17 protein-coding genes are annotated in these 20212 nt (G+C 52.6%); 8 read left to right on the top strand and 9 right to left on the bottom strand.

Annotation, left to right across the window (positions count from 1 at the left end):
* Positions 1 to 6: 6 nt before the first annotated feature.
* On the bottom strand, positions 7 to 1326 hold the full coding sequence (ffh, locus tag ACYVC2_RS01375) for a signal recognition particle protein (RefSeq protein WP_461100477.1): 1320 nt from the start codon (positions 1324 to 1326) through the stop codon (positions 7 to 9).
* 334 nt (positions 1327 to 1660) lie between these two features.
* Here ffh and ACYVC2_RS01380 point away from each other — a divergent pair, with 334 nt between their 5' ends.
* Positions 1661 to 2005 carry a hypothetical protein gene (locus ACYVC2_RS01380; RefSeq protein WP_461100478.1) on the top strand — a complete coding sequence of 115 codons (345 nt, stop codon included), beginning with the start codon at positions 1661 to 1663 and terminating at the stop codon, positions 2003 to 2005.
* Positions 2006 to 2023: 18 nt separating this feature from the next.
* Here ACYVC2_RS01380 and ACYVC2_RS01385 read toward each other — a convergent pair whose 3' ends face one another.
* From ACYVC2_RS01385 to ACYVC2_RS01395, 3 genes are all read right to left on the bottom strand, one after another.
* A complete protein-coding gene (locus ACYVC2_RS01385; protein ID WP_461100479.1) occupies positions 2024 to 2863 on the bottom strand; it encodes a polyprenol monophosphomannose synthase in 840 nt (279 codons plus the stop codon).
* A 65-nt stretch (positions 2864 to 2928) separates the two neighbouring features.
* Positions 2929 to 4278 (bottom strand): protoporphyrinogen oxidase, encoded by a 1350-nt coding sequence (hemG, locus tag ACYVC2_RS01390; protein WP_461100480.1) that lies wholly within the window; start codon positions 4276 to 4278, stop codon positions 2929 to 2931.
* Entirely contained in the window at positions 4275 to 4649 is a 375-nt protein-coding gene (locus tag ACYVC2_RS01395; protein ID WP_461100482.1) for a DUF4296 domain-containing protein, read from the bottom strand. The genes hemG and ACYVC2_RS01395 overlap by 4 nt, the downstream gene beginning before the upstream one ends.
* Before the next feature lie 360 nt (positions 4650 to 5009).
* On the opposite strand from ACYVC2_RS01395, the gene ACYVC2_RS01400 reads away from it, so the two are divergent.
* The 7 genes from ACYVC2_RS01400 to ACYVC2_RS01430 are packed head-to-tail and all read left to right on the top strand — an operon-like array spanning position 5010 to position 12085.
* Complete coding sequence (locus tag ACYVC2_RS01400) at positions 5010 to 5876, top strand: DUF58 domain-containing protein (RefSeq protein ID WP_461100484.1); 867 nt, start codon at positions 5010 to 5012, stop codon at positions 5874 to 5876.
* Complete coding sequence (locus ACYVC2_RS01405) at positions 5873 to 6838, top strand: hypothetical protein (protein ID WP_461100485.1); 966 nt, start codon at positions 5873 to 5875, stop codon at positions 6836 to 6838. Before ACYVC2_RS01400 ends, ACYVC2_RS01405 begins: the two co-directional genes overlap by 4 nt.
* A gap of 4 nt (positions 6839 to 6842) precedes the next feature.
* Positions 6843 to 7928 (top strand): VWA domain-containing protein, encoded by a 1086-nt coding sequence (locus ACYVC2_RS01410; protein WP_461100882.1) that lies wholly within the window; start codon positions 6843 to 6845, stop codon positions 7926 to 7928.
* A 31-nt stretch (positions 7929 to 7959) separates the two neighbouring features.
* Positions 7960 to 8535: a ribonuclease HII gene (locus tag ACYVC2_RS01415; protein ID WP_461100487.1), complete on the top strand. Its 576-nt coding sequence runs from the start codon at positions 7960 to 7962 to the stop codon at positions 8533 to 8535.
* A gap of 58 nt (positions 8536 to 8593) precedes the next feature.
* Positions 8594 to 10093, top strand: coding sequence for a sugar ABC transporter ATP-binding protein (locus ACYVC2_RS01420; RefSeq protein ID WP_461100489.1), 1500 nt, complete (start codon positions 8594 to 8596; stop codon positions 10091 to 10093).
* Between the two features lie 26 nt (positions 10094 to 10119).
* A complete protein-coding gene (locus ACYVC2_RS01425; RefSeq protein WP_461100490.1) occupies positions 10120 to 11106 on the top strand; it encodes an ABC transporter permease in 987 nt (328 codons plus the stop codon).
* 34 nt (positions 11107 to 11140) lie between these two features.
* On the top strand, positions 11141 to 12085 hold the full coding sequence (locus ACYVC2_RS01430) for a sugar ABC transporter substrate-binding protein (protein WP_461100491.1): 945 nt from the start codon (positions 11141 to 11143) through the stop codon (positions 12083 to 12085).
* 163 nt (positions 12086 to 12248) lie between these two features.
* On the opposite strand, the gene ACYVC2_RS01435 is transcribed toward ACYVC2_RS01430, so the two are convergent.
* From ACYVC2_RS01435 to ACYVC2_RS01455, 5 genes are all read right to left on the bottom strand, one after another.
* Positions 12249 to 14396: a 3-hydroxyacyl-CoA dehydrogenase NAD-binding domain-containing protein gene (locus ACYVC2_RS01435; protein WP_461100492.1), complete on the bottom strand. Its 2148-nt coding sequence runs from the start codon at positions 14394 to 14396 to the stop codon at positions 12249 to 12251.
* 96 nt (positions 14397 to 14492) lie between these two features.
* Positions 14493 to 15701 (bottom strand): acetyl-CoA C-acetyltransferase, encoded by a 1209-nt coding sequence (locus tag ACYVC2_RS01440; RefSeq protein ID WP_461100493.1) that lies wholly within the window; start codon positions 15699 to 15701, stop codon positions 14493 to 14495.
* A 246-nt stretch (positions 15702 to 15947) separates the two neighbouring features.
* Positions 15948 to 16955 carry a Hint domain-containing protein gene (locus ACYVC2_RS01445; protein WP_461100494.1) on the bottom strand — a complete coding sequence of 336 codons (1008 nt, stop codon included), beginning with the start codon at positions 16953 to 16955 and terminating at the stop codon, positions 15948 to 15950.
* Positions 16956 to 16989: 34 nt separating this feature from the next.
* Positions 16990 to 18561 (bottom strand): flavin monoamine oxidase family protein, encoded by a 1572-nt coding sequence (locus ACYVC2_RS01450; protein WP_461100495.1) that lies wholly within the window; start codon positions 18559 to 18561, stop codon positions 16990 to 16992.
* A gap of 91 nt (positions 18562 to 18652) precedes the next feature.
* Positions 18653 to 19825, bottom strand: a complete 1173-nt coding sequence (locus ACYVC2_RS01455; protein ID WP_461100496.1) for a pyridoxal phosphate-dependent aminotransferase — start codon at positions 19823 to 19825, stop codon at positions 18653 to 18655.
* Positions 19826 to 20212: the final 387 nt, after the last annotated feature.

A 20212-nucleotide genomic window follows, 5' to 3' on the forward strand; every position in this document is an offset into this window, starting at 1 on the left:
AGCGGCTTACCGCATCATTTTGTTCAGCTTCCCGGAAGCCTGCATGGTATTCATCTTCTTCATCATCTTACGCATTTCGTCGAACTGTTTCAGCAGGTTGTTCACCTGCTGAATGTTTGTGCCACTACCGGCTGCAATACGCTTTTTTCGGCTGCCATCGATGATGTCGGGACGCTGGCGTTCTTTCGGCGTCATAGAGCTGATGATGGCTTCGATGGGTTTAAAGGAGTCGTTGTCGATGTCCAGATCTTTGATCATCTTGCCCATTCCGGGTATCATACCCAGCAGGTCTTTGACATTACCCATTTTCTTGATCTGCTGCAGCTGCGACAGAAAATCATCGAAGTCGAACTGATTTTTACGCATTTTAGCGTTAATCCGCTTCGCTTCGTCTTCGTCGAAAGCCTGCTGCGCTCGTTCTACCAGCGAGATGACGTCGCCCATGCCCAGAATCCGGCTGGCCATACGGTCGGGATAAAACACATCGAGCGCTTCCATTTTCTCGCCCGTGCTGATAAACTTGATGGGTTTGTTGACAACGGTTTTAATGGAAAGAGCCGCTCCGCCCCGCGCATCGCCGTCGAGTTTGGTCAGTACGACGCCATCGAAATCCAGGCGATCGTTGAAGGTTTTAGCGGTGTTGACCGCATCCTGACCCGTCATGGAATCGACCACGAATAAGGTCTCGGATGGCGCAATAGCTCGTTTAACCGCTTCGATTTCCTGCATCATGGCTTCATCGACGGCCAGACGGCCTGCCGTATCCACGATCACGATGCGTTTACCGGTTTTACGAGCCTGCGTAATGGCGTTCTGGGCAATCTGAACGGCGTTTTTATTTTCCGGTTCAGCGTACACATCGACACCGACCTGCTCACCCAACACTTTCAACTGATCGATGGCCGCCGGGCGATAAATGTCAGCCGCAACGAGTAGTACAGTACGCCCCTGCTTTTTCAGATAAGACGCCAGTTTACCCGAAAACGTCGTTTTACCTGATCCCTGCAACCCAGCGATCAATATAATAGCCGGATCACCTTTGATGTTGATGCCCTGAGCCTCGCCCCCCATCAGCTCCGTCAGCTCTTCCTGTACGATCTTCACGAACAGTTGGCCAGGCTCGACCGAAATAAGCACTTTTCGATCAAGCGCCTTATCCCGAATTCGATCGGTAATATCCTTGGCGACTTTATAGTTTACGTCGGCGTCGGTAAGCGCACGGCGTACTTCCTTAATGGTCGACGCCACATTGATTTCGGTAATGCGGCCCTGCCCTTTGAGGGTCTTAATGGCCTTATTCAGCTTATCCTGAAGATTCTCAAACATAGTCTTTTACGAACGATACCGCAAAGATAACAGTTTCCGCTGGGCGTTATTCTGCAGAAATAAAAGGAAGGTATGTAAATCAGCGCTTTTTACCAGGCGCGGTGGGTAGTTACTCACTGCCCTAAACGAGTAAACCTCATTAAAACGAAGAAAACCTTATATTATTCCTTAAACACTATTTTTTGAATAATATAAATAATGAATTGTAATCTATTTGAAAAATATTTTAGTACACTTGTATAAGTAATAAATACTGATGGACGTTATGTTCGGGCAAGCGGTTCTTTTTGCAAACTACCTGCGCACTAACAACGTCCAGCGCTTAACCTAAACTATGAGAACATTTCGGTCCCTCGACGCGACGCGCTACCTAGCGCTATCACTGGTAATCAGCTGCTTATCTATAACAACAGCGCCCGCCAGACCAGGGCAGGGCAAAGTTCAGACGACTACCGCAAAGCCCAGCGCCGAAGTTATACAGCCCGCCAGATCCAGCAGTCCCGTACTAGCCCGGAATACAGCAACAAAGTCGGATTCGCCTAACACATCGTCTGGTACGGCCGTTCAGAAACCAGAGGACAAACAGACTATAGGCCGGTGCTGGAAACGACTGATGACCATGGTACGCGAGGTAAGCCATGCCCGGCGCACCGAGGTGAAAGATAAGGCGGTAAAATAACCGCGCTGTTCAGCCTGCTTAAGCTGTCGTTATGGCTTCCTTGGTTGGCTCAGAGACGGGCCGTCGTGGAATATAATGCCGGAAAAAACTACTGATTTTCATCTGGAGCACCCCAAAAACGGCTTCCTTAAAAATCTTGGACGACATTTTCGAAACGCCCTTCGTACGGTCGGTGAAAATAATCGGTACTTCGCGAATCCGGAAGCCGTACTTCCAGCACGTAAATTTCATTTCGATCTGAAAAGCGTAGCCGACAAATTTGATTGGGTTATGCAGGATCACTTCCAGCACTTCAGCCCGATAACAGACAAACCCGGCCGTGGGGTCCATAACCGACATACCGGTGATGAACCGAACGTAAACTCCGGCAAAGTACGACAGCAGCACCCGGCCGATAGGCCAGTTAACCACGTTTACCCCCCGAATATAACGCGAACCTACGGCCAGGTCGGCCCGGTCGGGTCCTTCATCGGCGCAGGCATGGTATAATTTCACCAGATCCTCCGGGTTATGGGAGAAGTCGGCATCCATTTCGAACAAATACTGGTATCCCCGGGAAAGTGCCCACTTGAAGCCATCGATGTAAGCAGTTCCTAATCCTAATTTACCGCGCCGTTCCAGCAGATTCAGCCGCGCACGCGTCGGCGAGGCAGTGGCCCCGCGCAACGAAGCGTCGGGAGCTGCATTAAATTCCTCCTGTAGCATACGGACGCGCTGAGCGGTTCCGTCGGGAGAACCATCGTCGACGATAAGAATATCAAATGATTCGGGCAGGCTGAACACCTTCCGAACAATGGCTTCGATATTCTCGATTTCATTATAAGTGGGAATAACGACTAAGCGCTCTTTCACAGACATACAGAATTAGTAGAGGAGTTACTTGATATAACTTATAAACCCCTGATTTTTACACAAAAGAATCATTAAAAATTGTTAATCGCTGATTTCTCCGCTAAAATTTCGGCCAACTTCCGGCCTTTACGGATACAGTCGGAAAGCGACAAACCGCCGTGCCAGTTAGCGCATACGTATAAGTCATCTGTTTCAGCTTCCTGTATCGGCTGGTTGATCGCCATGATGCGGGCATCATACTGCGGAATAGCGCGCTCCCAACGCTGAATGGCACGATAGACAGGCTCCCGGGCCGTAATGCCAAAACTATCGGCGAGTTCCTGATGTACCCGTTGAAACACCACTTCATCGGGTAACCGGGCATTCTGTGGACTGGTCGTGCCGCCTACGAAGGTTGTCAGCAAAACCTCATCCTCCGGACAGCGTCCGTCGAAGACCGAACTGCTCCAGATATGCCCGAGCGCAAAACGTCCCTCCACTTTCGGATTCAGGCTACCAAATCCGTTAAGAGGATGCCGTACATCGGCTCGTTTATAAGCCGAATGAACCGCTGCCATGGGCGGATAAACAACCTGCTTCAACGCATCGGCCCAGTTTGGGTAGTGTGGACCAATCAATTGAGCCGCCACATCGGTGGAAGTAGCCAGCACCAGTTGATCGACGTTCGCCGTTGTGGTTCGGCTTTCTACGTGCCAGCCCGTGCTGGTTCTGAGAATAGTCCGTACGGGTTCTTTCAGAGAGAGGTGAGTTAGCTTGGCAGCTAAGGCGTTTGGTAGCGCCTGCATTCCTCCGCGAAAGCTAAACGACTGCCGCCGACCCGTTGCCGATTGGTTTTTAATCAATCCGCGCAGCACCGAACCATATTCTTTCTCGTACTGCAGCAGTACTGGAAACGTTTCAGCGACCAGCAGTTCTTCGGGGTCGCCCGCGTAAACGCCGGCAACAAAAGGAGATAAGGCATACTCGACCAGCTCAGCCGAGAACCGACGACGGAAAAACTGCGCCAGGGTCTCCCCCGCCGGCGACTGGGTCTGGTTGTTCCGTTCACGCAGGATCGCCAGTTTCGTCTTCCAGCTAAAAAAATTACCGAAGACTAGCGAAGGTGGTCCCGACGGGAGTTTCCGATAATGCCCGTTTCGGAAAACATACCGGTCTTTGCTGACCAGATTACTGAACAGTAATTCGCGGGTAAGGCCAAGTTCATCGAGCCAGAGTAGCAAATCGGCGTTGCCCAGCAGCGAATTAGGGCCTAACTCGCGCAGATAACGCCCGCCGTTGTCGCCCGCTTCCTCCGATCGCGACTGAATATAGCCGCCCGCCTTGTCGGCGGCTTCCCAAAGCTGATAGTCGACGCCCCGTTTCTGTAACTCATAGGCCAGGGTCAGCCCTGAGATGCCCGCTCCGATAATCCCAATACTCATGTGTGGGGTGTCTTTTTCGGTTCGGTTTTACTCGACAGCTTTTCGGTCACCTGCTTATAAATGGTTTCCATCATCTTCGGATGCGACGAATAAAAGATATAGCTCTTACGATACGACGCCGTGTCTACACCAAATTTCTTAAAGATCTGCGTCTCCAAATGTTTATAGGCTATGTTCGATGAATCGATCGAACTTAGCCCCAGCCGGCTGATCCGGGCTTCGGCCAGGTGTACTTCCGTTAAAATATTGGCCATTTTAGCCTCCTCGATCAATCCATCAGGGCGTTGATCTTCGGGGGCTGTGCAGGCAACCGCCAGCCACATACCGACCAACAGGCTCCATAAACGAGGTGTCAACTGAGTCCAGTGCATACAAAGCAGGAATTAACAGTGTAAGTTAATCCCGGAACGCAAAGTTCGGTAATAGTCGTTAAAATAGCTTAAGTGCATTGCCTTCTTCGTATACAACCTCGGCTTAAAATCACCCTTTCCGATCAGCAGTCACCCGAAAGAACCCGGCTGCCTAAGGACAACCGGGCGGTGATGGCGGCTCTCAGTCATGAAGAAGCGGAAGCCACATTTTCCTACGTACGGCTGTTAAATCCTCAGTCTGCCTCACAACCGAAGCGCCCGAATGCTTTGGTGTAGTTTATGATTCAATTAATTTTGGTAAGAAAGTTGACTTTCTGCGTTTATCAGTAAGCAGCATCTTCACGACGCTATCGCCTGTTTATGGATGAGTTTCTAGCCCGGCTCCATAATTTCGACATCCGCATCCGCAAAGCGGTCAACTCGCAGATGCGTGGGAGTTTTCGATCAATATTTAAAGGTAGTGGCCTGGAATTCAGCGACCTGAGAACCTATCAGTATGGCGACGACGTGCGCGCTATCGACTGGAACGTTTCTTCGAAAGGGCACGGTACGTTCGTGAAAGTATTTCGCGAAGAAAAAGACCAGACCGTTTTTTTTATGGTCGATGTCAGCGCGTCGCAGCAGGTAGGGCCGCACTACCGCGATAAGCTGATGGCCACCAAAGAAGTATGCGGGGTGCTGGCCATGTCGGCCATCCGCGAAGCCAATCACGTGGGTATGTATTGCTTCTCGGATCAGAAAGAACGCTACATCAAACCGGCGAATGGGCTCAAGACGGGCTATCAGTTGATCATGAACCTGTATAAGCTGCAACCCGAATCGGGCCGGACGAATATTGCCGATGCACTGCTGTTTACGCTCAATATCCTCAAACGACGGAGCGTCGTGATTCTGCTGTCCGATTTTATCGATCAGAGCTACGAGCATAACCTCAGAGCCTTAGCCCGAAAACACGACCTGGTCGTTATTCATCTGTACGATCAGCGGGAGGTGAAGTTACCCAGGCTGGGTATCATTCCAGTGCATGATACCGAAACCGGCCGGACCGTCTGGGTCAATACCTCTTCGGCTTCGTTTCGGAAGCGCCTGCGCGATTCGTTTCAGCAGAATCAGACCCGCCTGGAGCGTTTTTGCAAGCAGTACAACGCCAATTACCTGGCGCTCGATTCGCAGGAAGACTTTGTACCGAAACTCGTTGAATTGTTCAGGGTCCGAAAATATCAATGAGAGCAGTCAATTCTATTTTACTGATCATCAGCGGTTTTCTTTCCACTACCAGTTGGGGGCAGACGTCTCCTCCGGCGGTGGTACGGGGGCATTTCCTGACCGACAGCATCGAGATCGGACGACCGTTTCGATATGCGCTGACCTACCGGCATTCTCCCCGCGTTGATGTTCTGTTTCCGGATACGGCTCATGCCTTCCAGCCTTACCGCGTTCAGAAAGTAGATAGCTACGCGACCTTAACCAGTGGAACGGGCGATTTGGCCGTTAGCCGCGACAGTGCGGTTTACACGCTGGTATCGTTTGAAACCGATTCGGCTCAGCTGTTGCGCGTACCGGTTCGGATGATCAACGAAGTCGATTGCACAGCCCAATGGACGCAGACGGATACGGTTTTCTTGAAATCGAAGCTTCCGCCAGCCATAGCCGACGCCAGCAAACCACTGCCGATTACACTGGCAACAGAAACGACTCTGGCTCCGCTACAACAGCAGTTCAATTACCTGGCTTTGATCAAGGGGTTGCTTCTGATCAGCAGCACACTGGTCCTTCTGTACGCTTTGTTCGGTCGGGCCATCCGGCGACAGTGGCGGCTGTACCAGCTCAACCGACGGCATAGCCGTTTTCTGCGGAACTACGATCAGTTGAGCCAGCGTCTTAACTCGTTTACCGCGTCGGAAACGGCAAACCGGGCGGTTATCATGTGGAAAATGTACCTTGAGCGACTCGACCGCCAACCGTATATGTCCTTGACGACCCCCGAGCTGGCCGAACGACTGAACGATCAGCGGGTCGCCGATGCGCTGCGCCAAACCGACCGCATGATTTACGGGGGCACTTTCTCGGACCAATCTGAAAGAGCCCTGAGCGTGTTACGCGACGTGGCGACCCAAACGTATGTGCGTAGTCGAACCCGCTTACAGCGTTCAGTTAGTCAGGCCACTCAACCATCACCCGTTTCTTAAGCGTATGGTCCCCTGGTATTCACTTCACTGGTTCAGCCCGGCGCAATGGAAACAGTTTCACATTGCCAACCCGCTGGCCCTGATCCTCATCCCGGCTGTGTTGCTCTTGTTCATGGTTCGGTATTACCTGCACCAGAACGCCCAGCAACACCTGAATCTGTCGCTCGACCAGTTTCCGCCGACCAGCCCGGGTGGAAAAGACATTCGGGTCCGGACTACCCAGTCGCTGCTGAGCCTGTTTCGGTATCTACTGCCATTGAGCGTTTTTTTAGGCATGGCCCTGGCGCTGGTAGCCCTCGCCCGCCCGCAAATCGTGCGGGAGCAACGCGAAGAACAATCGGAAGGTATCGATATTATGCTGGCGATGGACGTATCGACCTCGATGAGCGAATCCGATCTGCAGCCGACGCGCCTGGCCGCAGCCCGGCGGGTGGCGCAGACGTTCGTGAACAGTCGTAAAAACGATCGCATCGGTCTGGTGATTTTCGCAGGAGAAGCCTTTTCACTTTGCCCTCTCACAACCGATTACGGCCTGGTCAAGCAGTACCTCAACGATTTGAACGACCAGATGATTCGAACCTCAGGCACGGCCATTGGCGATGCACTGGCCCGCTGCATCAACCGCATGCGGGAGCGGACGAGCCCAGCCGTCGACTCAACGCAGAAAGAATCCGCTCAAGCCAAAAGAGAACGCAGCAAAATTATTATCCTGCTGAGCGATGGTGATAACACCGCCGGAAACCTTGACCCCATAACGGCCGCCCGGCTGGCGAAACTCTTCAACATCCGGCTGTACACCATTGCCGTGGGCCGGGCAGTCCGTTCTTCAGTTACGGCCACGACCGTCGATGAGGGAATTCTGAAAACGATCGCTACCATCGGGAGCGGCAGTTTCTTCCGGGCGACGGATGTCCGCCGACTGAGATCGGTTTTTGCCCAGATCAGCGGGCTGGAAAAAGCGCCCGTTCGGGTGAGTGTCTACGAAGATGTGCAGGATTATTACCGCATCTATCTTTACTGGTCGATTTCCTTTTTGCTGTTCGCCCTATTTTTGAAGAACACTATCTTCGGAAATATCCTGGAAGATTAGCCGATTATCGACAATTTCTCCGTACCTGAGCATGTTAAGATCCTGTTACAACGCCAATGCTATCGAAGCAGGCCTGGACGAAGTAGGCCGCGGCTGCCTGGCCGGGCCGGTCGTTGCGGCTGCGGTTATTTTGCCCAGCGATTACACACACCCCATTCTAAACGACTCCAAGCAACTCACCCGTACCCAACGCGAAACCCTGCGAATCGCTATCGAACGCGACGCGCTGGCCTGGGCTGTGGCCGAAGTTTCGCACGAAGACATCGATCGCATCAATATCCTGAAAGCCAGTTTTCTGGCCATGCACCGCGCCGTCGATGCGCTGGCGATCAAACCGGAGCACCTGCTCGTCGATGGAAACCGCTTTGTGCCGTATCCGATGATTCCGCATACCTGCATCGTGAAGGGTGATGCCCATTTTTTAGCCATAGCGGCAGCGTCCGTACTGGCCAAAACCTACCGGGATGCGTTGATGGAGCGGCTGGGTGAAGAATTTCCGGCTTATGGCTGGGCACAGAACGTCGGCTACCCTACGGTGGCTCATCGGGCCGCTATTCAGCAGTTCGGTCCAACCAAATACCATCGGATGAGTTTCCGGCTGGTTTAGCCCTTTTGAGGAGGTTTACGGCTTTTTCTGCTTTGATCTGGGTGAAGAACCTTCATCCATGACCCCTACACAGGACTATATTCTTCAGGTACGCGGCCTGAGCAAGACCTTTGCGGGTATCAAAGCGCTGCACAACGTTCAGTTGAATCTCCGAAAAGGCGAGGTACACGCACTTATGGGCGAGAATGGGGCCGGGAAGTCCACGTTCATGAAGATACTGTCCGGCCTGGAAACGCCCGATGCCGGCGAAATTTTCCTGGATGGAAAACCGCTGGCCAACCGAACCGTCAGAGAAGCCCAGCAAAGCGGCATTTCGATGATTCATCAGGAAATTCTGGCCGTTCCTGAACTGACCGTCGCTCAGAATATTTTCCTGGGCCGCGAACTGAAGGGCTGGCTTCCTGGCTGGCTCGACGATCGGAGCATCGACAAACAGGCGCAACTCCTGCTGGCACAACTCAACGTTCCAATCGACGTTCGGGCGCGCATGAACGACCTGAGCGTGGCCGAGCAGCAGATGGTCGAGATTGCCAAAGCGCTTTCGCACGAGGCTAAGGTAATCATCATGGACGAACCCACTTCCGCGCTTTCGCACCGGGAGGTCGAAGTACTGTTCGCGCTGATTCATGACCTGAAGAAAAAAGGCGTCGCCATCATTTACATCTCGCACAAAATGGAAGAGATCAGCCAGTTGGCCGATACCGTTACGGTCCTGCGTGATGGAAACTTCATTGGCACATACTCGGCAGCCGCGCTGGATTCGCCTTCGCTGATCAATCTGATGGTTGGCCGCGATATCGAAACCCTCTTTCCCGAACGCCTGTCTGTAGCGGGAAAAGAATTACTGAGGGTGAAAAACCTCACGCGGCAGGGTGCTTTTGTCGATATCAGCTTTTCGGTGCACGAAGGTGAAATTCTGGGAATTGGCGGTTTGATGGGTGCAGGCCGGACCGAACTGGCCCGCGCTATTTTTGGACTGGAACGCCCCGACGCCGGCGCGGTTTACGTTCGGGGCCAACTCGTCACGATTGCCTCCCCGCAGGAAGCGATTCGGCACGGCATCGGCTACGTCAGTGAAGACCGGAAAGGTTGGGGCTTTGTTCCTGAACTCTCCATTCAGCAAAACCTGACCCTGGCCAGTCTGCCCGCTCACGCAACTGGTTTGTTTATCGATTCCCGACGCGAGCGGGCATCGGCTCAGAAAATGATTCAGGAACTACGAATAAAAACCGCCGGGCCGGATCAGCAGGTGACGCAGTTGAGCGGAGGCAATCAGCAGAAAGTAGTGATTGGTAAAGTGCTGCTGGCCTCGCCTTCACTGATCATTCTCGACGAACCGACCCGCGGTATCGATGTGGGAGCCAAAGCAGAAATTTATAAATTGATGCGACAACTGGCCGCCGACGGTGTAGCCATTGTGATCATCTCTTCCGAACTTCCCGAACTACTAGGCATGAGCGACCGGATTCTGGTACTGGAAAAAGGTAAACAGACTGCGCTGCTTTCGCAGGAAGAAGCTACACCGGAAACCGTGCTTCGCTATGCCATGCCCCATTAAGCCTTACCCGCCCCCTATACACATTTATGGAGAACACGAATAATGCATACGGTAATCTGATTGACAGCGCAGCCAAACTACGCTTTCGCGGACTGGGCCAGTACGGAATTTTCGCGGCTTTCGGGCTGATTTGCCTGGTTCTGTCGCTGATCACGCCCAATTTTCTGACCTGGTCGAACCTGATGATCGTAGTTACCCAGGTCTCGATCAACGCGCTGCTGGCCTTTGGGGTTACGTTTGTCATCATCACCGGAGGCATCGACCTTTCGCTCGGTTCGATGGTGGCCGTTACGGGTGTCGTTGCCGCCACGTTTGCTCATCCGGACGATTACCCGCTGATTGTTCCCATTCTGATGGGTTTGCTGGCCGGCCTGGCGATGGGGGCCTTCAACGGGTTTGTGATCACCCGGAGTAAAGTGCCTCCGTTTATCGTCACGCTGGGCACGATGACTATCGGTCGCGGACTGGCGCTCATTCTGAGCAAAGGTCGCCCGATCTCGAATCTCTCCGATTCCTTCAATTTTATCGGTGGCGGGCAGTTGCTGGGCATTCCAATGCCTATATTTATTCTGGTCATCCTGTTCGTTATTTGCGCCATTCTGCTGAATAAAACCCTGTTGGGCCGCTACATGTACGCCATCGGTGGCAACGAACAGGCGGCACGGGCATCGGGAATTCCACTGAATAAAATCAAGATGACCGTATATACGTTATGCGGAGGGCTGGCAGCCCTGGCGGGAATTCTGCTCACCTCCCGGATTACGACCGGCCAGCCCAACGCCGGTGCCGGTTTCGAACTCGATGCCATTGCCGCAGCCATTATCGGAGGCACCAGCACCTCGGGTGGCACCGGCACCATGTCGGGCGCACTGATCGGTGCCTTACTGATCGGCGTGATCAGCAACGGCCTCGATCTGCTCAACGTAACGTCTTACTACCAGGAGGTCGTCATGGGGATTATCATCATCGGGGCGGTTGTGTTAGACAGCCTGAAACATCACAAAACCAAGTAACAGCATGTTTACCCTCACTCACTCTTTATCTGACATGAAATTGATCCGCAGCCTAAGCCTTCTCCTTCTGACAGCGAGCTTACTATCCGCCTGTTCGCAATCGACTTCTTCAGATAAGAATCAGACCGGTGGCGATAAAAAGCTGGTCGTTGGCGCCACCATGCTGAGCATGCAGAATGAATTTATCGTTAATGTGCACGACGAAATGGAGAAAAAAGCGCAGGAGTCGGGCGTTGAGTTGATCACTGTCGATGCGGAGCGGTCGGCGCTGAAGCAGATCGAACAGGTCGAAAGCTTCATTGCGCAGAAAGTGGATGTGATCATTATGAATCCCTGCGAAGTGGAAGCCAGTTCGCCAGCCGTGACAAAGGCGCTGGCCGCCAAGATCCCGATCATCAACGTCAATTCTGAAACCAGCGTCAAGCCCACGGCATTCGTTGGCTCCGACGATGTCGAATCGGCGAAGATTGCCCTGAAATACATCGCCGATAAACTGGGCGGTAAGGGTAATATCCTGATGATGCAGGGCTACATGGGTCAGGCTGCCCAGATCAAGCGGGAACAGGGTGCACGCGAGATGCTGAAAAACTATCCGGGCCTCAAACTGATGGCCCAGCAAACCGCCGAATGGGACCGGGCCAAAGCGATGTCGCTGATGGAAAACTGGATTCAGTCGTACGGTTCACAGATCAATGCCGTTTTTGCCCAAAACGACGAAATGGGTATGGGTGCCGTCAAAGCACTGACGGCCGCTGGCCTGAAAAATAAAATAATCGTGGTGAGCATCGACGCCATTCCAGACGCGTTACAGGCCGTAAAAAAAGGGGAACTGGACGCTACGGTTTTTCAGAATGCGCAGCAACAGGGTGCCAAAGCCATTGAAACGGCCATAAAAATATCGAAAGGCCAATCCTTCGATAAAGAGACGCTCATTCCCTTCCAGCTGGTTACGAAGGAGAATCTGGCGAAGTTTCAGTAGTGAGCTACCAGCAATTTTCGGAATACTCACTTTATCAATAACGCTTTATTTTTTGTCATCCCGACAACGGAGGGATCCTGAAGTTTCCTTACCAGAGCGTTAGGAGAACTTAAGATCCCTCCGTTGTCGGGATGACAAAAAATAAAGGATAACTATCTATAGATCAGGAATTAATCAACATACCGACCTTCTCGCGCAGTTTCTCCGTTGGCCGGAAACGTTCGCCGTAGGTATCGGCCAGCCGGTCGCAGGTGGTCAGAAAAGTGCTCAGTCCCACAAAATCGATGAACGATACGGCTCCCCCCGTATAAGCCGGAAAGCCCCACCCCAGAATGGAACCGAGATCGGCGTCTAGTTTCGTCCGGACGACGTTTTCCTCCAGACAGCGTACGGCTTCGATGGCCTGCCGGTATAAGAGCCGCGTTTTGACTTCGTCGAGCGTGGGCTGGCGATCCCGTCGTGGATACAAATCCGACAAGCCCGGCCAGATTTGCTTCGGCTCGTCGTCCGGATAATCGTAGAAGCCAGCTTTCGCTTTTTTGCCCATACGGCCTAATTCTACCAACTGGTTAGCAGTCTGGTAGCTGGTATCATCCGTAGTCAGTGCTCCATCTTCAATTCCCTGCTCAGCAATTTTACGGACTAACTCCAGGGAAATTTCGTCCGTTACCGCCAGCGGTCCAACGGGCATGCCTGCGTCTTTTCCGCCGTTTTCGATCAGCACCGGGCTGACGCCCTCGTTCAGCAGTTCCATCCCCTCGGCCGTATAAGCACTGAAGCAGCGCGACGTATAAAAGCCACGCGAATCGTTGACGACAATAGGAGTTTTCCGAATCTTACGAACATGGTCCATGGCTACCGCCAGCGTATAATCAGACGTTTGGTTGCCCAGGATGATCTCCACAAGCGCCATCTTATCTACTGGCGAAAAGAAATGTATGCCAATAAAATTCTCCGGCTTCGCTGCCGCCTGCGCCAGGCTATCAATCGGTAAGGTAGAGGTATTCGATCCGAAAACGCCCCCCTCACGAAGCATCGTTTCAGCCTCCCCAATCACCTGTGCTTTTAGGGTACGATTCTCAAATACGGCTTCAATGATCAGGTCGCAGCCTGCCAGATCCAGCACATCGGTAGTAGGTCTGATCCGATTAAGTACGCGCTCTACCTCGGCCTGATCGGCTTTACCACGCTCAACGCTTTTCTGGAGCAAACTACGGGAATACGCTTTGCCTCGTTCGGCGGCTTCTACCGATACGTCTTTTAGTATCACCTCGACACCCGCCTGCGCCGATACATAGGCAATGCCCGCGCCCATCATGCCTGCGCCCAGAACACCGAGTTTTTTAACCTCCGTTTTCGGAATATCTTTCGGACGACTGGCTCCTTTATTAGCTTCGTTCAAGCCCAGAAACATCGTCTGAATTAAGTTCTTTGCCACTTTTGAGGTGGCTACCTTTACAAAATGGCGTGCTTCGATCACCAGTGCCCGATCGATGTTAACCTGTAAGCCTTCGTAGACACAAGCCATAATTTCGAGCGGAGCCGGGTAGTTTCCTTTGGTTTTCTCCATCAACAGGGCCGTTCCGGCACCGAACGTCTGAGCACCAATCCCGCTCTGTACATTCCCGCCCGGCACGCTGAACTTATCCTTACCGATAATCTTTCCGGTCTTGCGGTCGACTTCGTCCCAGGGTTTTATGGGTCTGGGATTTGCCTCGATCCAGGTGCGCGCTTGCAGAATCAGTTCGTCGGGCGTGTCGGCAATGGCATCGATCATGCCGAGTCGTTTGGCTTCCTGAACGCCGACTTTTTTCCCTTCCAGTATCAACGGCAAAGCCGCCTGCATACCCAGCATCCGCGGCAATCGCTGGGTTCCACCCGCGCCGGGCAGCAAGCCAATCGTCACTTCGACCAAACCGAGCACGGTTTTGGGGTTGTTCAACGCAATGCGGTGGTGGCAGGCCAGGCATATTTCATAGCCGCCACCGAGCGCAGTGCCATTGATGGCGGCCACCGTCGGCTTGCCTGATGTTTCGATGCTCCGAAAGATCCGATTCAATTCCGACGATACCCTGAACATTTCCGACGGTTCTTTGTCGTTATTCCGCAAAATCATTTTCAGATCGGCTCCCGCGACAAACTCGGGCTTATTCGACGTGATGATGATGCCTTTGACCGAATCGTCGGCCTGGGCCCGTTGTAAAGCCGCTTCAAAAGCCGGGATAGACTCGTCGTTGAGCACATTCATCGGCGCTGACGTCATCGCCCAGGCCAGCATGGCTATGTTTTGATCAACCGTGTAGTTTATCATTTTAACTGTCAGTTGCTTCACGTCATAAGTCGTCATTCATTGTTTCTGTGAGATTCAAGAAAACAACGAATGACGACTCATGACCATAAATGACGCTTAATTCACTCGTTCAAAAATGGTAGCAATGCCCATGCCACCCCCAATGCAAAGTGTTACGAGGCCCAACTGCTTATCTGACCGCTCCAGTTCGTCGATCAGCGTAGTCGAAAGGATTGCACCCGTAGCCCCCAAAGGATGCCCCAGCGCGATCGAGCCCCCGTTGACATTCAGACAACCAGGATCGACGCCCAACTCGTCCATAAACAGCAATGGTACGGCGGCAAATGCTTCATTCACTTCGAATAAGTCGATGTCGCTGATGGTCATTCCGGCTCGTTTGAGCACTTTCCGGGTAGCTGGAATCGGCCCCGTCAGCATAATTGTCGGCTCGGAGCCAACCACGGCGAACGCTTTAATCCGGGCGCGCGGCTTCAGACCGGTTTTTTCGCCAAAAGCGGCACTCCCGATCAGCAGTCCGGCGGCTCCGTCGACAATCTGTGAGGAATTACCAGCGTGGTGGACATGGTTGATTTTATCGTACTGTGCATATTTGAGCAACGCCAGCGCATCCAGTCCCATCTGCCCGATAGTCTCGAACGCAGGTTTCAGCCTGGCCAGGCTCTCGATTGTTGTTCCAGGTCGCACGCCTTCGTCATAGTCGAGCAATAAGCTCCCAATTTCATCTTTCACCGCTATCAGGCTTTTGCGGAAACGGTTACCGGCCTGGGCCGCTACTGCCCGCCGGTACGATTCGGCCGCAAACGTATCGACATCGGTCCGCGAATAACCGTATTTTGTGGCAATCAGATCGGCAGAGATTCCCTGGGGCACAATATTATGACGAGCTACGATCTGTGGGTTCATGAACAACGCCCCACCGTCGGAACCCATCGGTACCCGCGACATGGATTCGACGCCACCGGCCACGATAGCGTCGACCTGCCCCGACATGATATACGCGGCAGCCATGTTGATGGCTTCCAGGCCGGAGGAGCAAAATCGATTGAGTTGCACACCCGCCACCGATTCATCATAACCGGCCTGGAGCACAGCCGTACGGGCAATATCGGCGCCCTGCTCACCAATGGGCGTCACGCATCCCATAATCACGTCGTCGATCAGCGCCGTATCGAGCTGATTTCTGTCGCGGAGTTCGCTCAGCACGCTGGCCAGGAGCTCAACCGGCTGCACATCGTGCAGCGATCCATCGCTTTTTCCCCGGCCGCGGGGAGTCCGAATTGCGTCGTAAATGAAAGCCTCTGCCATATTTCTCTCGACTATTAGTATGCATGCATACGATTTTACGAAAGCAAAAGTACGGGCAAAAGCGGAGTGGCGCAACGATTCAGAACAGTGGTCAGGTTTTTGTCAACCCCAATTTACACTGTCGGCTCGATCGTTGTTGGGAGTATGGCGCTGATTTCGGCTTTATGAATCGATCCGTACGTAAACGAAAAGCGGAAGAAACGTCGACGTTTCTTCCGCTTTCAGCCAATCGTTTGGTTCCGCAGCTTACTTGTCCAGCACCGCTACGCCATCAACTAAATACGTTCCGGATTCGGTAGCCAGATTATACACTTTTTTCACCGAACGACTCGTCGGCTCCACGCGCACAACTTTGTAGGTCGAAACGCTGCGGGTGGCTGCGTCGTAGTGATATAAGGTTTCACCGGCCCTTACCGCGCCGATCGGCTTCCGTCCCGAATTGGTCAGCACGGGGTGGTTGGCCGTAGCTTCGAGCAGGGTTGGCTCCGTTAGTGCCGTACGGTTGCCGGCTGTCAGTTCATCGACGGGGGCTAGCCAAAGTCCTGCCAGCCTGAATTCACCTTCATGAACGTCTGTGCGTGTCACATGAGTGGCCCGCAAGGTATTGGCTGTCGGGTCGTAGCTCATGATGGCATCGGCTGTCGTTACGGCACCGATCGTTTTTGTAGTGCCATCGGCCAGCGTCACCGATGCATCGGCTGCGAAGCAGAAGTTATATTCTTCTTTTTTCTTGCTGCCCCCCTCGTCGGATTTTCCAGCGCCACCTGCCATCAGGCTGGCCATCTCGCGCGACAACACAAACGTCAGCGTCGACATAAGGCCGGGTTCTTTTTCTCCGACGTATTTCAGATCGTCGATGTAAGCATCCCACGCTTTCCGATCGGCCGAAGCCCCCGGAATGACGAACGGCTTTATCTCACCCGATTTTTCGTTCTTATAAATCGCCAGTAAGCCCAGGTCTTTGGTATCCTCGGCGGTGAAAACCTTGTAGAGGTAAATTTTCCGCGTAATGCCATCGCTGTAGGTAAACACATAAGCGGGTCGCTCTTCGTAGCGATCCAGAATAAAGCCTCCCGATTTGAAATACGTGTCTTTATCGAGATTGGCAATTTTAATCGCTTTAATAGCCTTGAGCTGATCGAGTGTCATGCTCGACGCGGCCGCCGTTGTTTGCCCCCAGACGCGCTGGCTCAGCAACTGGGTCGTAACGGCGCAGCAAAGGAAAAGTAACAGAGAGAAGAGGTTGTTTTTCATTGGACTGCTAGTGCCTGTTTCAGGATGTTCAAATTTATTTCTTCGTGTATTCGCCAACGCGCGCATGAATAGCTTCCACAGTCCGACGAGCCGACGTAAACGCACCGGCCATCCAGGCTGTCAGGTAGGTGGTATGCTCACCGGCAAAGTAGATATTGCCATCGGGCTCCAGCAGGGATGGGTAATATTTTTTGCGGGTGGCCTCATCGTATACGGCCCAACCACCTGCATTGTAGGGAATGCGATGCCAGGCCAGAGAAAACGAATTCTCGAACTCAGCCGGATACTGCGGATGGATTTTTCCGCCCTGCGTTAATGCCATCTTTTCGCGCTCGGCAACGGATAAGGCCCCGACCGCTTCGGCGCGGCTGTAAAAATTATAATAGCCGATCAAAACACCCCTGGGTCCCTGTAAACCAAACGATGGGTACCAGATTTGGTTGATATCCATATTAGTGCGCGAGATACCGCCGTAAATACCATCGTCTTCTTCCCAGAATCGCCGTTTGAACTGAAGACCGATTTTACCGGTCTTCATATACGGAACGAAATCAGCCGCCCGCTTCACGGTTCCCGACAGATCCGACTCCAGGTTTTTGAGCATAGGCAGGGGAAGTGTGCAAACGCAGAACTCACCCGTAACTTCAACCGGCTTGCCTGCCTTCTGGTACACGACCCGTACGCCATTCTCGGTTTTGCGCAGCTCTGTAACGGGCGCTCCGAAAATAATTTTACCCGACAGTTTTTTTTCCAGCGCCTTCGGAATAGCGTCCATACCACCTACGGGCTGCAGAAGCGTCGTTTGCTGTTCGTAGGCATAGTCGCCAACATTGTAGAAAACCGGTTGCATGAAGCCCGAGCGTAGCAGTTCGGTGAGTCCATACGGATCAGTCTGGGTACCCGGTGCATGGCCGGCACCAGGGTGGCTCTGGTGTTTGTAACCGCGCCGGTTGGTGCCTTTATAGAGATGAGCCGTGTTCAGATCACCTTCATTTTTCAGAAAGTCGATCAGCTTTTCAACGTCTTCTTTGGTCAACTGTTGATCGAGGCTCGACTGGTCGAGCGCTTTTGCCAGCAATTCAGACGTATAGCCGCGCATATCGTTGTGATACTCGCCGATTCGCATGCGCTTGTTACCCAGATCACCCGTTCCTCCATCGTTGTAAAGATAAGCCGATTCGTTCGCCCCATTGAAAATCTCCAGTGGCACTCCCAGTTCCCGACAGTAATGCAGGGTTATCTGGTGGCGGTGTGGAATCCGGGCCGCTCCGCCGTTAAAATACAGCCCATCGGCAAACGAACAGGTCTGTCCTGCACCGCCCAGCTCGGTTTCCTGAGTTCCATTCCGAACCGTCCAGACCCGGCCACCTGAGCGCATACGGGCTTCGAGTACCGTGCAGTCGTAACCCAGTTTGCCGAGTTCGTAAGCCGTGGTCATACCAGCCAGACCCGCGCCTAAAATAATCACCTTCCGGCCTTTACCATCTTTGGCCAGTCCGTTGGCCGGCAAATCCAGCGCCGACGCTGGCGCAGCAGGCAACTGGCCCCAAGCCATCAGGCTGGCATAACCAGCACTCGTAGAATTGATGAAATCTCTTCGCGTCATTCAGTTAATGAATAATGCAGAATGGATAATGGATAATGCATAATGAGTTCGTCGTACGTTATTCATTGTGCATTATTCATTATTCATTAAACTATCCTACTACTTTTTTAAACCCATCGATAAAAATAGCCATCTCGTCCATCGTGCCGACACTAACCCGGCAGTAGGGTTGCCCGTTGAAATCGCGTGTCTGAATGCCAATTCCCTGCCCAAACATCTGATTTTCGAACGTCTTGGTTTTCATGCGAATCGGAAACAGAATAAAGTTTGCCGCCGACGGAATTACTTCGTAGCCCATGTCGGTCAGTGCTTTTGTCGTATATGTGCGGGCTTTGGCATTTTCGGCCCGGCAGTGATTTTGCCAGTCGATATCTTTGTAGCTGGCAATACCGGCCATCAGTGTCGTGATGCTGACCGCAAATTCGCCGTTGGTATAGGCGTGCAGAACTTTCAGCATGTCGGGTTGAGCTATGGCGTAACCAAGGCGCAGGCCCGCAAATCCGTGGATTTTCGAGAAGGTGCGGGCCAGAATCAGGTTCAACCCTTCGCTGACCAGTTTGCCCAGTTTGGGCCGCTCTGCCGGTTCGTAGAAATCAATGTATGCTTCGTCGATGAAGACCGGCACTTTGGGCGCTACCTCCCGACAGAACGCTTCCAGCTCCGCCGTTGGCACGATGGTACCGGTCGGGTTATTCGGGTTCACGATATACACCAGCTTCACCTCGGGTGTAATGGCTGCTTTGATGGCTGGCAGATCGTATTTGTAATCTTTCGTCATGGGCATGGCCTTGATCTTTGCCCCGAACTTCTCAGCCCGCTGGAGCAGATCGTCATAGGTCATGGCACTGGTCAGAATCGTACCGCCCCCTTTAGCAAAATAATCGGCAGCGGCCATTAGAATATCCGACGAACCAGGCGACATCATGATGTTTTCGGGCTTTACGCCTTCATTAGCCGCCAGAGGTGTTTTCAACTGAGCAAACTCCATCCAGGCATACCGGTTCCCAATCTCAGCCGCTTTGACCAGCGCTTCTTTAGCAGATGGCGAAATGCCCAACGGATTCTCATTGGCCAGCAGACGCGCCTTCAGCTTGGGCATTCTCGCGAACGGGTCATCAGCAAACGCAAACTCATTGGTAAACGCCGACACAAAGGGGGCATTTAAGCGACCAGCTTCAGCGGAAGTAAACCGGCTCAGACTGAGACCGGCCGTCAGGAAACCGCTGGCGCGCAGCCAGTCCCGACGAGTTAGTTGTGATGACATGAGCAGTTGGTTTTTTGTATTTATCCCGGATAAAATTTAAGTAAAGCACCCTGCACCCTTCCAGTAGATAGAGTTCTGTGAAAGTACGAATTAATCGTCATTAAAAAGCGATCCATGGCGGGAAAAACATCATTGATTATTTGGCTTCTATACAATTAGGCAAAATTAATAGTGAGTCAATATATAATTCGCCAAATAAAAATTTTCAATTAGCGAAGAGACTGCCTTTTGCCAGGAATTTATGGAACGGCAAACGAGCCCGACTTTTAGACAACGAAAGGCGAAGAATCGATCGTGCTTCTTGCGCAACCGCCGATTGATAAAATAGGCATCCGGCGATCCGTTATTATGTGATACCTTTTCATCAAAAGGACTTTTCCGCTTCCA

The sequence above is a fragment of the Spirosoma koreense genome (assembly GCF_054777875.1).

Bases quoted from the DNA above. Each gene is read 5' to 3' on its own strand.
- ffh (WP_461100477.1), bottom strand. From the start codon at position 1,326: ATGTTTGAGAATCTTCAGGATAAGCTGAATAAGGCCATTAAGACCCTC.
- ACYVC2_RS01380 (WP_461100478.1), top strand. From the start codon at position 1,661: ATGAGAACATTTCGGTCCCTCGACGCGACGCGCTACCTAGCGCTATCA.
- ACYVC2_RS01385 (WP_461100479.1), bottom strand. From the start codon at position 2,863: ATGTCTGTGAAAGAGCGCTTAGTCGTTATTCCCACTTATAATGAAATC.
- hemG (WP_461100480.1), bottom strand. From the start codon at position 4,278: ATGAGTATTGGGATTATCGGAGCGGGCATCTCAGGGCTGACCCTGGCC.
- ACYVC2_RS01395 (WP_461100482.1), bottom strand. From the start codon at position 4,649: ATGCACTGGACTCAGTTGACACCTCGTTTATGGAGCCTGTTGGTCGGT.
- ACYVC2_RS01400 (WP_461100484.1), top strand. From the start codon at position 5,010: ATGGATGAGTTTCTAGCCCGGCTCCATAATTTCGACATCCGCATCCGC.
- ACYVC2_RS01405 (WP_461100485.1), top strand. From the start codon at position 5,873: ATGAGAGCAGTCAATTCTATTTTACTGATCATCAGCGGTTTTCTTTCC.
- ACYVC2_RS01410 (WP_461100882.1), top strand. From the start codon at position 6,843: ATGGTCCCCTGGTATTCACTTCACTGGTTCAGCCCGGCGCAATGGAAA.
- ACYVC2_RS01415 (WP_461100487.1), top strand. From the start codon at position 7,960: ATGTTAAGATCCTGTTACAACGCCAATGCTATCGAAGCAGGCCTGGAC.
- ACYVC2_RS01420 (WP_461100489.1), top strand. From the start codon at position 8,594: ATGACCCCTACACAGGACTATATTCTTCAGGTACGCGGCCTGAGCAAG.
- ACYVC2_RS01425 (WP_461100490.1), top strand. From the start codon at position 10,120: ATGGAGAACACGAATAATGCATACGGTAATCTGATTGACAGCGCAGCC.
- ACYVC2_RS01430 (WP_461100491.1), top strand. From the start codon at position 11,141: ATGAAATTGATCCGCAGCCTAAGCCTTCTCCTTCTGACAGCGAGCTTA.
- ACYVC2_RS01435 (WP_461100492.1), bottom strand. From the start codon at position 14,396: ATGATAAACTACACGGTTGATCAAAACATAGCCATGCTGGCCTGGGCG.
- ACYVC2_RS01440 (WP_461100493.1), bottom strand. From the start codon at position 15,701: ATGGCAGAGGCTTTCATTTACGACGCAATTCGGACTCCCCGCGGCCGG.
- ACYVC2_RS01445 (WP_461100494.1), bottom strand. From the start codon at position 16,955: ATGAAAAACAACCTCTTCTCTCTGTTACTTTTCCTTTGCTGCGCCGTT.
- ACYVC2_RS01450 (WP_461100495.1), bottom strand. From the start codon at position 18,561: ATGACGCGAAGAGATTTCATCAATTCTACGAGTGCTGGTTATGCCAGC.
- ACYVC2_RS01455 (WP_461100496.1), bottom strand. From the start codon at position 19,825: ATGTCATCACAACTAACTCGTCGGGACTGGCTGCGCGCCAGCGGTTTC.